This window comes from Myxococcus sp. AB036A, assembly GCF_006547355.1.
Classification (GTDB): domain Bacteria; phylum Myxococcota; class Myxococcia; order Myxococcales; family Myxococcaceae; genus Myxococcus; species Myxococcus virescens.
The window spans coordinates 1-15,377 of the sequence record NZ_VHLC01000028.1; the positions used below are offsets into that span (position 1 = coordinate 1).

At 70.7% G+C, this 15,377-nt stretch carries 8 protein-coding genes; 5 read left to right on the forward strand and 3 right to left on the reverse strand.

Features of this window, described 5'->3' with window-relative positions; genetic code table 11:
• Positions 1-68 precede the first annotated feature (68 nt).
• Positions 69-794 (forward strand): 1-acyl-sn-glycerol-3-phosphate acyltransferase, encoded by a 726-nt coding sequence (locus FL344_RS14100; protein WP_141618895.1) that lies wholly within the window; start codon positions 69-71, stop codon positions 792-794.
• Positions 795-944: 150 nt separating this feature from the next.
• Complete coding sequence (locus FL344_RS14105) at positions 945-3,644, forward strand: PQQ-dependent sugar dehydrogenase (RefSeq protein WP_141618896.1); 2,700 nt, start codon at positions 945-947, stop codon at positions 3,642-3,644.
• Between the two features lie 235 nt (positions 3,645-3,879).
• On the opposite strand, the gene FL344_RS14110 is transcribed toward FL344_RS14105, so the two are convergent.
• Positions 3,880-4,557: a hypothetical protein gene (locus FL344_RS14110; protein WP_228565038.1), complete on the reverse strand. Its 678-nt coding sequence runs from the start codon at positions 4,555-4,557 to the stop codon at positions 3,880-3,882.
• A 234-nt stretch (positions 4,558-4,791) separates the two neighbouring features.
• On the opposite strand from FL344_RS14110, the gene FL344_RS14115 reads away from it, so the two are divergent.
• Both FL344_RS14115 and FL344_RS14120 read left to right on the forward strand, forming a co-directional pair.
• Positions 4,792-6,036, forward strand: coding sequence for an exonuclease SbcCD subunit D C-terminal domain-containing protein (locus FL344_RS14115; RefSeq protein WP_141618898.1), 1,245 nt, complete (start codon positions 4,792-4,794; stop codon positions 6,034-6,036).
• On the forward strand, positions 6,033-9,941 hold the full coding sequence (locus FL344_RS14120; RefSeq protein WP_141618899.1) for an AAA family ATPase: 3,909 nt from the start codon (positions 6,033-6,035) through the stop codon (positions 9,939-9,941). Before FL344_RS14115 ends, FL344_RS14120 begins: the two co-directional genes overlap by 4 nt.
• A 15-nt stretch (positions 9,942-9,956) precedes the next feature.
• Here FL344_RS14120 and FL344_RS14125 read toward each other — a convergent pair whose 3' ends face one another.
• Both FL344_RS14125 and FL344_RS14130 read right to left on the reverse strand, forming a co-directional pair.
• On the reverse strand, positions 9,957-10,880 hold the full coding sequence (locus tag FL344_RS14125; protein WP_141588341.1) for a serine/threonine-protein kinase: 924 nt from the start codon (positions 10,878-10,880) through the stop codon (positions 9,957-9,959).
• A gap of 5 nt (positions 10,881-10,885) precedes the next feature.
• Entirely contained in the window at positions 10,886-11,713 is an 828-nt protein-coding gene (locus FL344_RS14130; protein ID WP_141618900.1) for a TIGR02266 family protein, read from the reverse strand.
• 216 nt (positions 11,714-11,929) lie between these two features.
• On the opposite strand from FL344_RS14130, the gene cglD reads away from it, so the two are divergent.
• Complete coding sequence (cglD, locus tag FL344_RS14135) at positions 11,930-15,322, forward strand: adventurous gliding motility lipoprotein CglD (RefSeq protein ID WP_141618901.1); 3,393 nt, start codon at positions 11,930-11,932, stop codon at positions 15,320-15,322.
• Positions 15,323-15,377 lie beyond the last annotated feature (55 nt).

Consider the following 15,377-nt stretch of genomic DNA (forward strand, 5'->3'; position numbering starts at 1 on the left):
GGAATGGGGGGGGCCGTCAGGAGGGGAGCGTGGGATGGGCCCGAAGGTGGTATGCCTGGGGCCTCGCCATGAAGTACGCCGTCACGCTCTGGTTCTGGGTCGTCTTCCTGCTCACCGCCCCGGTGCTGTTCACCCTGGGCGCGCTGCTGCTCGTCGTCACGTACCCGTTCGACCGGGACCGGCGGCTCTTGCACTCACTGGTCTGTCGTTGGTGCTACGGCCTGTGGCTGCACGCATCCCCAGGCTGGCGCACGCGAATCGAAGGCCGTGAGCTCATTCCGCCCGGGCCCTGTGTGATGGTGGTCAACCACCAGTCCGCGGCGGACATCCTCGCCGTCATGGGCCTGTTCCATCCCTACAAGTTCGTGGCGAAGGCGTCGCTGTTCTCGCTGCCTCTGGTGGGGTGGATGATGACGCTGCTGGCCTACGTGCCCATCGTCCGGGGCTCGTCCACTGCCATGAACCAGCTCCTGGACCCGTGCCGGCGCTGGCTTCGTCGTGGCATGCCGGTGCTCATCTTCCCGGAGGGGACGTACTCCAAGGGCGGGCAGTTGCTGCCCTTCAAGCGGGGCGCCTTCCAGCTCGCGCTGGAGGAGCATGTGCCGGTGGTGCCCGTGGTGGTGGAGGGCACGCCAGGGCTGCTGGACGGAGACGGCCCCTGGATGAGTCCCACCGCCTCCATCCGCGTGCGCGTGCTTCCCGCGCTGCCGCCGGAGTCCTTCGGTCCGGACTCACAGGCGTTGGCCACGCAGGTTCGCGCGCTGTTCGAGCAGACGTTGGCGAAGACGGGCTGAGTGGCCCCGCGCACGCGCCTGTCCACGAGCAAGCCCACCCTGGTGCAAACAATGGGGGGCGGAAACACTGACACAATCCAATACAGGATGGGTGCGCCCTCGCGAACGTCTCATGCGTGCTGAGGGGACACTGCGCTATCCTCAACACACATGCGCGCTACTTTGATGTTACTTGGGTTGTTAGGGCTGTCTTCGCCCGCCTGGGCCGCGGTGCCCTCCGGCTTCGTGGAGACGCCCTTCACCTCCAATACCCTCACGCAGGCCACGGGGATGGCATGGGCGCCGGACGGTTCAGGCCGCCTGTTCATCACCCTCAAGACGGGCGAAATCCGGGTGGTGTCGCTGAAGGACGGCCAGCCTGAAACGCAACCAGGGAACAGCACGCTGGTGACGCAGGTGTTCGCGACGGAGGATGCCATCCACACCAGCAGCGAGTGCGGCCTCCTCGGTATCGCGTTCGATCCGAACTACGTGGTCAACCGCTACGTCTATTTCTTCGTCACCGTCTCCGCGTCGGAGCAGCAGATTGTCCGCTACACGGATGCGAACGGGAGGGGCACGGCGCGCACCGTCGTCGTCAGTCGGCTGCCCACGCGGGGCGCGAACAATGACGGCGGCGCCATTGGCTTCGGCCCGGACGGAAAGCTCTACTGGGCCATTGGCGACCTGGGCAACGGCACGGGCGTGAATGCGGACCTGACGTCGATGGCGGCCAAGGTGAGCCGCGCGAACCCGGATGGCACGCCCGCCAGCGACAACCCCTTCAACGACGGCGTGGGGCCCAACAACGAGTACATCTGGGCGCGCGGCCTCCGCAATCCCTTCACCTTCACCTTCCAGCCCACCACGGGCCGGTTGTGGGTGAACAGCGCGGGCACCGACTACGAGCAGGTCTTCGTCGTCACCCGCCGAAGCCATGCCGGCTACAGCGACTACGAGAACGACCAACCCAGCACCAACGACTTCATCACTCCCGTCGTCAAGTACAGGACCAACGGTTCCGACACCCGCGGCCTCGCCGCGGGCGGCGCCGTACGCAGCAGCGGGGTGACCACCTTCACCACCACCGGGAACCATGGCTTCCGCAAGGGTGAGCGGCTCACGCTCAACGGTGTGGAGGATGCGAGCTTCAATGGCCTGTTGCTGGTGGCCAGCGTTCCTTCCCCCACGACCTTCACCGTGTCGCAGCCTTCGCTGCCGGACGCGGCGAGCAGCGGGGGAACGGCCACGACGCAGGAACTCGGTGGCTCCATCACGGGTGGCACCTTCTACGACGCGACCCTGTTCGACGAGGCGTACCAGGACAACTTCTTCTTCGGGGACTTCAACACCGGTCAGCTGACGCGAGTCACCCTGGAAGAGGACAACTCGGTGGCCACGGTGGATGAATGGGCCACCGGCTTCACCTCGCAGGTGGACATGTCGGTGGGGCCGGACGGCGCGGTCTACACCATCGGCGCGTCGGGCGGCGTCCTGCGGCGCATCTCGCCCGAGACGCCGGGACAGAAACTGGTGGTGTCCGGGCTGCAGCCGCGCGTCGAGGAGGGCGGACGCGCTGTCTTCACCGTGCGCCTGGCCGAAGCGCCGGCCTCCGATGTCTCCGTGCAGGTCTCTCGCGCGCTGGGCGGCTCCGAGGACCTGAGCATCGTCAGCGGCGCGGCGCTCACCTTCACCGCGTCCAACTGGAACGTGCCCCGGGTGGTGACGCTCACCGCGGCGGTGGACGAGGACGAGACGCCGGATGTCGCCACCTTCATGGTGGTGGCGGACGGGCTGCGGGAGGTGGCGGTGGTGGCCACCACCATCGACAACGACTCGCCGCGCCTGGTGCTGACCGAGTCGCAGGTGACGGTCGTGGAGGGCGGGACGGCGACCTTCGGCGTGTCGCTCTCACGGCGGCCCACGCGCAACGTCACGGTGACCGTGGCACGCACCCGCGGGGACGAGGACCTCTCCGTCCAGTCCGGGGCGACGCTGACCTTCACCACCTCTGACTGGAACACGCCCAAGGACGTCACCCTGGCCGCCGCGGCGGACGCGGACACCGAGGACGCCACGGCCATCATCACCGTGGCCGCCCCGGGTGTGGACGCGCGTGAGGTGGAGGCCTTCGAGCAGGACACGACCCCCATTCCGCCCTTCATCCTCTCCGAGCCGGTGACCCGAGCGGTGGTGGGTACTCCGTACCGGTATGCGGTGCAGGCGACGGCTCGGCCCGCGCCCACGTATGCGCTGGTGAGCACGGTGCCGGGCATGAGCATCGATGCCGCCACTGGCGTCATCACCTGGGAGCCCACCGAGACGGGCACGGTGGAAGTCTCCGTGCGCGTGAGCAACGGCGCCGCGCCGGACGCCGTGCAGGACTTCACCATCACGGTGAGCCCGGACGCGCCGCCCACCGCCATCCTCACGCGTCCCGAGGACGGTGAGCATGTGTCCGGCGCCACGGCGGAGTTCTACGGCGACTGCCAGGACGACGTGGGCTGCACGCACGCGGAGTTCTACGTGGACGACGTGCTGCGCTACACCGACGAGCGGACCGAAAGCCCCTACTCCTACGGCGGCGAGCCCAGCCGCTGGGACACCACGGGCCTGACGCCGGGCTGGCACCGCGTCCGCTTCGTCGTGGTGGACTCGACGGGGCAGCAGGGCTCCGCTGAGGCGACGGTGTGCGTGGGGGATGTCCCCTGTGAGTCGCCGTCGTCGGATGGGGGGACGGACGCCGGAACCGAGCCTCCGCCTCCCAACGAGCCGGGCGGCTGCAACTGCAACGCGATGCCGCTGGCGCCGTTGGCTTGGGGCTCGCTTGCGTGGCTCGTGCTCCAGCGGCGGCGGTCGCGTCGCAGTTGAGCGCGCCTGGCTGCTCTTGCGCGGGTGGCCCTGCTCGGCCACCTCGTGCAGGGCATCTTTGAGCAGAAGCGCTGGAGTCACCATGGACTCCAGCGCTTCGACGCTGCCGGGCATGCCGAGCTTCACCGCCTGGCGCCGCTCGTCCTCGAGGGTGACGTTCCCGAAGTGGCGGCAAAGCACCCTGCGCGGATGCCGCACGCGCGGGACCCACGGCGTGTCAGCAGGGTCTCCAGCCTCAGGACTGGGTGCCTTCCTGTCCGGTGCCCTCCGACCGCCACTGGGTATGGCCGCGCGTGCCCTGCACGGCGTCGGCCAGCTCACGCACGGGCGTCAGCAAGCCGTACAACTCGACGGAGGTGCATGGGACTTCGTTTATCACCTCCGCCGACAGGACGCCGTTCTCGATGGAGAAGGCCTCGAAGGCGCGGGCCAGGTTCAGCAGGGGGCGCCGCATGCCCGCGCTGAGGAGGATGGCGCGGGCCTGAGGGGTGACGTTCTTCAGGTCCAGCACGGCGTCGAGGCCGGCATCGCCAATTTGCTCGTCCTGTACGCCGAACAGCTTGAGGAACTTGTCGCCCAGCCCCTCGGGCCGGATGACCACCTCGCGCGGAAAGTCGTCGCCGAGCTCGTGCCGGATGATGGTGGCGATGCGGTACGCCTTCTCGTGGTGGCGGTACTCGGTCTCCAGGGTGAGCGGACGCCCGGCGTAGCTGCCCTCCATCTTCAAGGTCCCCGCGGAGTACATGAACCTGCCGGGCGTCGGCATGAAGGACCAGCCACGGGTGGTCGCGAAGTCCTGCCAAACCTGGATTTGATGCTTCCAGCGGCGCCAGCGGAAGTAGCCAACGATGCTCGAGACGCCGACGCCCGCCCCGAGGATGCCGGCGAAGATGCCAATTTGTAGCCCGGTCATTCCCGCGAGCATCTCTGCTCGGAGCGTATTGGCCAACCCCCTCCGTGCGTGAGGGCCTCCGGAGGGGACGTGGCGGGGCGTCTTCTCCAGAACGGCCTGGAATTACAGGAACTTGCGCACATGTCAGGGTGAGGGAGTAAGGGAGCAGGCGCCCGCCGCTTGGAGCGAGCAGCCCTCTGTTGGAGGCTGCCCGCTGGCCAGAGCGCCACGGGAAAGAGGGAGGGTGGACGCCTGATGCGCCTGCTGCACACGTCGGACTGGCACCTGGGACACACGCTGTACGACGTCTCGCGGGATGCGGAGCACGCGGCCTTCCTGGACTGGCTGCTGGAGACCCTGGAAGCGGAGTCCGTGGACGCGCTGCTGGTGGCCGGGGACATCTTCGACACGGCGAACCCCAGCGCGGAGGCGCAGGCGGCCTGGTACCAGTTCGTCGCGAAGGCGCGGCGGCGGATGCCCCGGCTGGACGTGGTGGTGATTGGCGGCAACCACGACTCCGCGGCGCGGCTGGACGCGCCGGACCCGCTGTTCGCGGCGCTGGGCGTGCACGTGGTGGGCGGACTGCCGCGGGCCCGAGGCGCCATGGACCAGGAGCGGCTGCTGGTGCCGCTGCACGACGCGAAGGGACGGGTGGGGGCGTGGGTGGCGGCGGTGCCGTATCTGCGTCCCTCGGACCTGCCGCCCGTGCCCGGGGACATGGGAGACCGGATGGTGGAGGGGGTGCGCGCGGTGTACGCGGAGGTGCTGGCCGCGGCGCGGCGCAGGCGTCAGGCGGGACAGGCGCTGGTGGCCATGGGGCATTGCTACATGACGGGCACGGAGCTGTCCGCGTTGAGCGAGCGGAAGATTCTCGGTGGCAACCAGCACGCGCTGCCCGTGGACCTGTTCCCGGACGACGTGGCCTACGCGGCGCTGGGGCATCTGCACAAGGCCCAGCGGGTGGGCGGACGCGAGGGGGTGCGTTACAGCGGCTCGCCGTTGCCCCTGTCGCTGTCGGAGGCGGGCTACCGGCATCAGGTGCTGCTGGTGGAGCTGGAAGGCGACGCGCTGCGCGAGGTGCAATCCCTGCCCGTGCCCCGGACCACGGACATGGTGCGCGTCCCTTCGCGGGACGCGGCGCCCCTGGACGCGGTGCTGACGCAACTGGAGGGCTTGCCGGCGCACGACGCGGACACGCTGGAGTGGCGGCGGCCCTACCTGGAGGTGTGCGTGTCGTTGCCCCGGCCGGAGCCCGCGCTGCGGCAGAAGGTGGAGAAGGTGCTGGAGGGGAAGGCCGCGCGACTGGTGAAGCTGACGCCCGCCTATACCGGGACGGGAGGCGCGCTGGCGGAGGTGCAGCCGGGCCTCTCCCTGAAGGAACGCACGCCCGAGGATGTCTTCCGCGCGCGTTACGCCCGTGACTTCGAGGAGCCACCCGCACCGGCGCTGCTGGAGGCATTCCATACGTTGCTGACCGACGTGCAGGAGGAGTCGCCGTGAAGGTGCTCGCGATTCGCGGTTCCAACCTGACGAGCTTCGCGGGGGACTTCGCGCTGGAGCTGGACCAGCCGCCGTTGGACCGGCTGGGCCTGTTCGCGATTACCGGCGCCACGGGCGCGGGCAAGAGCACGTTGCTGGACGCCCTGTGTCTGGCGCTGTTCGACCGCACGCCCCGGCTGGGGGGACGAGGCGGCGCGCCGGTGGGCCGCGCGGACGAGGACGAGGACGCGCGGCTGTCCGCCTACGACGTGCGCGGCATGTTGCGCCGGGGCGCGGGCGAGGGCTACGCGGAGGTGGACTTCCTGGGCAAGGACGGGCGGCGCTACCGGGCGCGCTGGTCCGTGTGGCGCGCGCGCAACCGCGCCGAGGGGCGCTTCCGGCCCCAGGAAATGCAGTTGATGGACGTGGTCACCGGGCAGCTCACGGGCCGCACCAAGGGCGAGGTGCTGGCCGCCATCCAGGAGCGGCTGGGGTTGTCGTTCGACCAGTTCCGTCGCTCGGCGCTGCTGGCGCAGGGCGAGTTCGCGGCCTTCCTCAAGGCGGATGCCAGCGAGCGCGCGGAGCTGCTGGAGCGGATGACGGGCACGGAGGTGTACAGCCGCCTGTCCATGGCCGCGCATGAGAAGAACAAGGCGGAGCAGGAGTCGCTGGCGAAGCGGGCGCAGGGATTGGCGGCGATTGCCCTGATGCCAGAGGCGGAGCGCGCGGCGGCGGCGGCGGCGCTCGGTGAGGAGTCCCGGGCGCGTCAGGCGGTGGAGGCGCTGCTCAAGGACGCGGAGGGCGCGGCGGCGTGGCATGTCGCGCGGGCGGGGCTGCGGGAGGCGGAGCTCGCGGCGGAGGCGAAGGCGCAGTCGGCCAGGACGGCCCTGGAGGAGGCGGCGCCGCGCGCGGCACGGCTGGAGGCGGTCCGCGAGGCGGAGGCCTTCCGGGGGCCGGTGGCGGCGGCGGAGGCCGCGGAGCGCCGGTGGGCGGAGGCGGAGGCGGCGCAGGTGGCGCGGGCGTCGGAGGTGGAGGCGGCGCTGTCGGAGGTCTCGGCGCGGCGGGTGGGGCAACTGGAGGCGGAGACCGCGCGCGCCGCGGCGCAGGAGCGGGAGGTGGCGACGCGTCCCGCGCTGGAGGAGGCGGCGCGACTGGATGCGCAGCTGGAAGGTGTTTCCCGGGAGGCGCGTGAGGCGCGGGCGCGGGCGGAGAAGTCCCAGGCGGCACTGTCGGAGGCGAAGGCGGAGCTGGATGCCGTGCTCGTGCGCGAGGCCGAGGCACGGGACAAGGGGGAGGCCGCGAGGCACTGGCTGACGGAGAAGGCGCACTGGGTCGCGCTCACGAGCGAGTGGCCGCGCTGGCATCGCGAGCTGGAGCGCTACGAGGGGGCGCAGGGCGAGCGGCGCAAGGCGGGTGAGGAGTCCGGACGGCTGCTCGGTGAGGTGGAGGGACTGCGCGAGACGGTGGGCCTTCGGCGGGGGGAGCGGGATGCCGCGGTCCGTGCGGAGGAGATGGCCCTGGCCGCGGCGACGCACGCCGAGGCGGCCGTGGGGACGGAGACGGGCGCGCAGCGGCGGGCGCAGCGTGAACGCCTGTTGGCGCGGCAGGAGGCCGTGCGGGGCTTGAAGACTGCTCACGAGGGGCTCGTCGCGGATGAGGCCGAGGCTCGCGAGGCGGGCACGGAGGTGAAGGCGGCGAAGGCGGAGGTCGAGGCCGCGACGGCGGAAGCGCGCGCGGCGGAGACCCGGCGGACGCAGGGGGAAGCCGCGCTCAAGGAGGCGCAGCGCTCGCTGTCGCTGGCGCAGGCGACGCAGGGCTATGCGTCCCACCGTACATTGCTGAAGGACGGTGAGCCGTGCCCGTTGTGTGGCGCGGAAGAGCACCCCTACGCGCGCGAGGTGTCCGCGCTCGATGGGCTGGTCGCGGAAGCAGCTTCGCGCGTGGAGACGCTGGAGAAGGAGCGGACCGCGGCCACCCAGGCGGAGGTGGCGGCGAGCGCTCGGCGCGCGGCGGCGAATGCGCGTGCCGGACAGGCGGAGGCGCGCAGGCAGTCCGCGGAGGCTCGCGCGGAGGCGCACGGCGAGGCCTGGCGGAAGGGGCGTGCCTCGTGGCTGGAGTCCATCCGGGAAGCGGGCGCGGAAGTGTCCTCCCGTACTCCCTCCGTGCCGGCGTCCGATGGCAGCGCTCGAATGTCCAGTGTGGACGGGGGCGCCGAGGCTGCGCGGTCGTCGGCGCGAGCCGGAGGCGCTGACGCGTCGCCACCGGCTGCGGGAGGCTCGCCCGAGGCGGGCGCGTGGCTCGATGCGGCGCGTGCTGAGGTCGCGGAGCAATTGGCGGCGCTGAAGGCCGACGAGCAGGCCGACGAGTCACTGGCCCGCACCGCGCGAGAGGCCCGCGCGGCGCTGGAGACGCAGCGCACGCGGCGCGAGGTGGCGGCGGAGTCGCTGCGCCGGGCGGAGGAGGCGCTGGCGCGCGCGGAGTCGGTGCTCAAGGACGTCCATGCCCGGCTCGAGACCGCGGAGCAGACGTTGCGGCAGGTGCTCGCGGAGGTGTCACCCGTCTTCACCGCGGACGTGGGCTGGGAGCGGAAGTTGGAGGAGGACCCGGCCACCTTCCGCCGCAAGTGTGGAGAGCGGGTGGTGATGTGGAAGGGGAAGGAGGAGGCCCGGCTGAAGGCGGAGGAGCGCGAGGCCGAGGAGCAGCGTCATCGCGCCCGGGCGCAGGGATTGGTGGAGGTGAGCACCCGCCACGCCGAGGAGCATCAGGCCTTCGCCGTGCGCAAGGAGCAGGAGCGCGGCGAGCTGACCCGCGCACGCGCGGCCCTGCTGCACGGCCGTCCCACGGCGGAGGTCCGCGCCGAGCTCCAGGCACGGCTGGAGGCCACGGAGTCAGCCTTCGAGCAGGCACGTGAGCGCGCCGAAGCGGCGCGTCAGGCGGCGCAGGTCGCCACCGCGCGTGCCGAGGATGCCGTGCGCGCCAGGACGGAGGCGCTGGCCCTGCGTGAGTCGGAAGGCGCCGCGCTGACAACGCTGCTCGCCGCGCGTGGGACCACGCTGGAGGCCGTGCGGACGCTGCTGGCATTCGACGCGGCCTGGCGTGAAGCCGAGGCTCGCGCACTGTCGGCCCTGCGTGAGGCGCTCGCCCAGGCGACCGCCGTGCTGGCGGAGCGAAGCGAGCGTCGCGCGCGGCACGAGGACTCCGGTCCTCCGGCGCTCTCCGAACAGTACGCGGGCGCCGAATGTGAGCGGCTGCGCGCGGAGGTCGAGGCCCGTCGTCATGCCGAGGCCGCGCTGCACGCGCGCCTGGAGGCGGACGACACGGCGCGGGCGCGGCACGGCACCGAGGCCGCGGCCTTGGAGGAGGGCCGCCGCGCGGCGGAGGTGTGGAAGGTGCTGGGCGACCTCATCGGCTCGCATGACGGCAAGCGTTTCAAGGTCTTCGCCCAGAGCCTCACGCTGGACGCCTTGCTGCTGCATGCCAACGCGCACTTGCGGGAGCTCGCGCGGCGCTACCGGCTGATGCGCGTGCCCGGACACGACCTGGACCTCCAAATCGTGGACGGGGACATGGGCGACGAGGTCCGCAGCGTGGCCAGCCTGTCCGGCGGTGAGAGCTTCCTGGTGTCCCTGGCGCTCGCGTTGGGGCTGGCGTCCCTTTCGTCGGAGACGACGCAAGTGGAGACGCTCTTCATCGACGAGGGCTTCGGCACGCTGGACCCGGAGACGCTGGAGGTGGCCCTGGCCACGCTGGACGCGCTCCAGGCCACGGGCCGGCAGGTGGGCATCATCTCGCACGTCAGCGGCATGGCGGAGCGCATCGGCGTGCAGGTGCGCGTGGTGAAGCAGGGCGGCGGGCGCAGCCGGCTGGTGGTGGAGGGCGACCCGGGCATGGTGCCTCCTTCCATGGGACAGCAGGAGGTGGCGTAGCGGACCCTGGCGGGCTCAGGTCTCCATCAGCCCGCGCACCACCGCGGCCACGGCCAGGGGCGTGGCCACGCGGTCATCGCTCAGCGGCACCAGGGCCCGGGCGAACTGCTCCGCGGAGCCGAAGCGCTGCGAAGGGACGGGCGCTAGCGCGCGGTCCAGCACCAGCGCCAGCGCGTCGGGGACGCCGGGCACACGCATGCGTACGGGCGTCACCCGGCCGCCGCGGATGGAGGACTCCACCTGCTCCTCCGGGCCGGAAGGGAAGGGCGACTCAAGCGCCAGCAGCTCGTAGAGCAGCACCGCCGTCGCCCACAGGTCCACCGCCACGGACACGTCGCCCGCGAGCAGCTCCGGGGAGCGGTAGTGCTGCTTGCCCAGCCGCCGGATGTCCTGCACCGCGCCCGCGCGGGAGCGCGCCACGCCGAAGTCCGCCAGCTTCACCTCACCGGTGCGGGACAGCAGCACGTTGTGCGGGGACACGTCACAGTGCACCACGCCCAGGGGGCGGCCCGTGGTGCTGACGGCATGGTGCGCGTGCGACAGGGCCTCCAGCACCTGCCGGACGATGAGCACGGAGATGTCGATGGGCAGCTCGATGCGGCGGCGGCGGCACCGCGCCAGCACGCGGCCCAGGTCGGGGCCTTCCACCAACTCCAGCGCCAGGTAGCCACCGTCCGGCAGCTCGCCGTACTCCACGAAGCCGACGATGTACGGGTGACGCAGGCAGCGGGCGAGCTCGGCTTCGTGCAGGAGCTGCTCGTGGGCCTCCGCGTCTCTCATGCGCTCGGGACGCACGCGCTTGAGGGCCACCTGCGCTCCGGCATGTGGGCCCTGCTGCATCCGCGCGAGAAACACCTCCGCCATGCCGCCGCGTCCCAGCCGAGACAGCAGCTGGAAGCGGCCATGGTCGCGAGGCCAGATTTCCCGCACGTTCTCCATCACGTTCAGCCCACGCCACCCGCGAGGCTCGCCAGGTAGTCGTCCAACGTCTGGGAGAAGGTGGCGTCGTCGTTGAGGAACGCCAGGCCCACTCCGCCCGTGTACGGGTCGTCCACCACGTGGACCACCACCGCGTCGCCCTGCAGGCGTTCGCCGTTGGGCAGCTTCACGTCCACGGTGACGACGCTGTCGGGCAGGGGCCGGTGCGCGGTGCGCACGAAGAGGCCGCCGTTGGAGATGTTGAGGGCGTGCTCACGCACGAAGTCCAACTCGGTCCGGAACTCCATCTCCAGCTTCACGGCGAAGCGGCGCCCGCGACGCTGAGGCCCCTCCGGCGGGCGGACGAGCACCTGGTGAGTCTGGTTGCTGGGAGAGGGAGCGGGCGCCTCCACGGGCTTCGGGCTCGTTGGAGGTACGGAGGCCGCGGCGCCACCCACGGTGGGCCCCGCGGGCCGCACGCTGCTGACAGGCAGCGTAGCCAGGTGCTGTTGCAGCACCCGCGCCGCGGCGGAGCATTCGTCTCCCCGGAAGGTGGTGCCGCCTCCGAAGGCCGCCGCGCGAAAGGCATCTCGCTCCGCCTTGGGCAGACGCCACAGCTCCACGAACGTGCCACCGCTGCGCTTCGCGTCCTCCGCGAGCCGCTCCACGGCGGAGCGTGGATAGCCTGGAGCCTCCACCTTCAATTCAATGCCTGCTTCCTCGGGGCGCAGGGCCACCACGAGCTGGAGTGACTGCGCGGAGGTGAGCACCTCGCCAATCCCTTCCACCCAGGCCGCCACGCGCTCCGGGGGAGCCGAGCCATTCCACAATGCCGCAAGACCGAAGACGGGCACGGGTGCGACGATAGCCGAGCCCTCTCAACCCGCGAACCCCGTTTACCAACAGCCTGGGCGCAATCCAGCCACGTCACTGGACTGGGATCATCCAGACCCCGACTCAGAGTTGCCCCAGGGGAACAGGTACTCGGAAACTCCCGCGTTGTTCTCTATTATGGAAGTCTGCTTCGACTCACCCCCCACCTGGAGTCGGAGTCATTGGAGTCAAAGACGATGCGCAACTCCCTGATGAGGTATTTCACCTGCGCGTTGCTGGCAGCGTCGTTGCTGACTGGCTGCGGCGGTGGGAAAGACCCTGACCCCAATCCACAACCGAACACCGATGCTGGCCCCGGCGGCGACGGGGACGGCGGTACGGATGCCGGCCCGCTTGAAGAAGACGCGGGCGTGATTCCGGATCCGGACCCAGACCCGGGTGAGGTGCCCACGGATATCGATGACCCTGACAACTCGACGAAGGACTCCGACTGTGACGGCCTGACGGACGCGGAGGAGTTCGCGACCATCTATCCCGGCGGCGCGAAGACGAACCCCGGCCTGCGTGACACGGATGGCGACGGCATCCGCGACGGCGTGGAGGTGGGCCGCACCTCGAGCCCCGACCCCCGCTGCAACTTCCCCGGTGACCAGGACACGACCACGCGCACCTCGCCGGTGCTGGCGGACACGGACGGTGACGGCATCCCGGACGGCCTGGAGGACCTCAACCGCAACGGCCGGAGGGACCCGGGCGAGACGGACCCGAACGCCATCGACTCGGATGGTGACGGCCTGTCGGACGGTGCGGAGGACGCCAACCGCAACGGCGTGGTGAGCCCCGGTGAGACGGACCCGCGCAAGCGCGACACGGATGGCGACGGCCTGGATGACGGCCTGGAGTCGCGCACCGGCACCAACCCGCTCGCCCCGGATTCGGACGGCGACACCTGCAGCGACGGTGACGAGGACATCAACCGCAACGGCATCGTGGACGGCAACGAGACGGACCCGCGCGTGGCGGACTGCGCCGCGTCGATTCCGGACGCCGACTTCGACGGCATCCCGGACTCGGTGGAGGTTGCGACGGGCACGGACCCGAACAACGCCGACACGGACGGTGACGGCATCCAGGACGGTGTCGAGGACAAGAACCGCAACGGCCGCGTGGACGCCGGTGAGACGGACCCCCGCCTGGCGGACACCGACTGCGACGGTCTCCAGGACGGCCCGGGCCGCAATGGCTTCCGCGGTGAGGACACCAACGGTAACGGCCGCGTGGATCCGGGCGAGACGGACCCGACCAACCCCGACACGGACGGTGACGGCCTGCTGGACGGCCTGGAGCTGGGTGTGACGACGGCGCAGGCGCCGCGTCAGAACTGTGGCTACGTGGGCGACGCGGACCCGACCACCACCACGTCCCCGACGAACCCCGACAGCGACGGTGACGGCATCCAGGACGGCGCGGAGGACGCCAACCAGAACGGGCGCGTGGACGCGGGCGAGCTGAACCCGAACGACTCCTCCGACGGCGCGGCCACCACGCCGGCGGGCCAGGCCTGCCGCACGTCCAACCTGCGCACCGTCACCTTCAAGGAAGAGAACGGCGCGGACCTGCGGCTGGCGCTGCCCTCCACCTTCACGGACGCCAACCTGCGCACCATCCGCGATGGCAACAACGCGGTGGGCATCATCGGCTGGGACGCGACCAAGCAGGTGACGCTGATTGCGTACAAGCGCGGCCGCGTGGGCACGTCGTCCAACCCCACGAACGACGAGGCGGGCATCCGCTCCGCGTCGTTCAACTCCGCCACGCGTGACTTCCAGCAGACCTTCACCACCTGGGACGGCTACGCCGCGCTGTCGGCGCGCTACGGCCTGTCGGGTAGCGCGGACCTGAAGACGTTCACCAACACCCTGACCCGCTCACTGGTGCCCGGAAGCACGGGAGAGCTGACGGGAACGGCCGGCATCACCGGGCCCTTCACCATGCAGGCGCAGTACGTCCACCGCTCCGACCAGAGCGTGGTGGTGGTGATGGCCATCACCCCGACGTCTCGTTACAACGAGGCGGGCAGCCTCTTCACGACGGCGGACACGGCGGGCGGCTCGGCGCTGGCGCAGTTCGGTGACGCGGACGCGGTGCAGTGCGAGAAGTTCACCGTGCGGCAGGCGGTGGTGGACTTCCTCTTCGTGGTGGACGACAGCGGCTCCATGGCCTCGTCGCAGCAGTCGCTGGCCAACGCGGCCTCGGCCGTGGCGGCCAAGCTGGCCAACGCGACGCTGGATTATCGCCTGGCGATGGTGAGCACCACCTATACCTATGGCAGTGGTTCGAACTCGGGGCTGCTGCGTGGCTTCACGCAGAACATCAACCAGTTCCGGGCGTGGCTGACGCAGAACAGCACCTGCGGCAACAACGGCCAGTGCACCACCGTCACCATCCCCACGGGGACCCAGCCCACCACCTGCTCGTCCAACTCGCAGTGCTGGGTGGGGCAGAGCGGAAACGGTACGGAGCGTCCGCTGGATGCGGCTCGCGCCGTCATCAACCTGCTGGGCTCGTCCGGTGGCACGGCGGAGACGCGCTTCCGCACGGGCGCCAAGGTCGTGGTCGTCATCCTGACGGACACGCGGGACCAGTCCACCGACAGCATCGACACCTACGCCCAGTACTTCCTGGGCACGGGCAACACCTCGGGGACGAACCGCAACCCGCTGAACCAGCCCATCGACGTGCACGGCATCCTCTGCCCGCACGAGAATGCCACCAACGACACCAGCACCTGGTGCCAGACCCAGGAAGACCCCCGGAACCCGCGGCACCTGGACATCATCCAGGCCACCGGCGGCGTGTACGGCAGCATCCGGGACTCGAACGCCATCACCACCACCATCAACGCCATCATCGATAGCGTCATCGCGTCGGTGGGTTACCGGACGCAGAAGCCGCCCATCGGCGCCTCGCTGAAGGTGGCCATGGACGCGGTGGCGAACGCGTCGCAGTGCCCCACGCCGGGAGACCTGCCGCGCAGCCGCACGCACGGCTTCGACGTGGACGGCATCAGCCGCGCGGTGTCCTTCTACGGCGGGTGCCGCCCGCAGAACGCGGGGACCACCCAGGCGGCGCTGTCCTACCGCTACTGGACGGACCGCACGACGAACCCGAACGGCATCCCCGCGCCGTGCGCGGCGGACCCGTACCACGACCCGAACGACCCGGACTTCTGCGAAGGCAAGCTGACGTGCAACCGCACCACGGACCAGTGCGAGTGCCCGGCGGACTGCGGCGGCGGCGGTGACCCGGGCCAGGTGTGCAACACGGACCCCGCGGTGTGCGCCTTCACCTGCGCGCCGGACTGCGGCGGCACGTGCGGCACCTACGAGACGTGCAACACGGACACCTGCTCGTGCACGTGTGCCCAGACGGCCACCTGCGCGCCGGGCTTCACGTTCAGCCAGGACGCGTGCGGCTGCGTGTGTGACACGGCCGCGCTGAACTGCGGTGACCGGTACCAGGCGGACCCCAACACGTGCGCCTGTGCCTGTAAGTCGGACTGCGGCGGCTGCGGTCCGAACGCGGTCTGCAACCAGAGCTACTGCGCCTGCGAAGGCATCATCGGCTGATGATGCGGAAGCGCTCCGGCCTTCGTTGAAGAAGGAGGCCGGAGTCAGTCAGCAG

Excerpts from the sequence above, each read along its gene's own strand:
- FL344_RS14100 (WP_141618895.1), top strand. The coding sequence starts at position 69 with ATGAAGTACGCCGTCACGCTCTGGTTCTGGGTCGTCTTCCTGCTCACC.
- FL344_RS14105 (WP_141618896.1), top strand. The coding sequence starts at position 945 with ATGCGCGCTACTTTGATGTTACTTGGGTTGTTAGGGCTGTCTTCGCCC.
- FL344_RS14110 (WP_228565038.1), bottom strand. The coding sequence starts at position 4,557 with ATGACCGGGCTACAAATTGGCATCTTCGCCGGCATCCTCGGGGCGGGC.
- FL344_RS14115 (WP_141618898.1), top strand. The coding sequence starts at position 4,792 with ATGCGCCTGCTGCACACGTCGGACTGGCACCTGGGACACACGCTGTAC.
- FL344_RS14125 (WP_141588341.1), bottom strand. The coding sequence starts at position 10,880 with ATGGAGAACGTGCGGGAAATCTGGCCTCGCGACCATGGCCGCTTCCAG.
- cglD (WP_141618901.1), top strand. The coding sequence starts at position 11,930 with ATGCGCAACTCCCTGATGAGGTATTTCACCTGCGCGTTGCTGGCAGCG.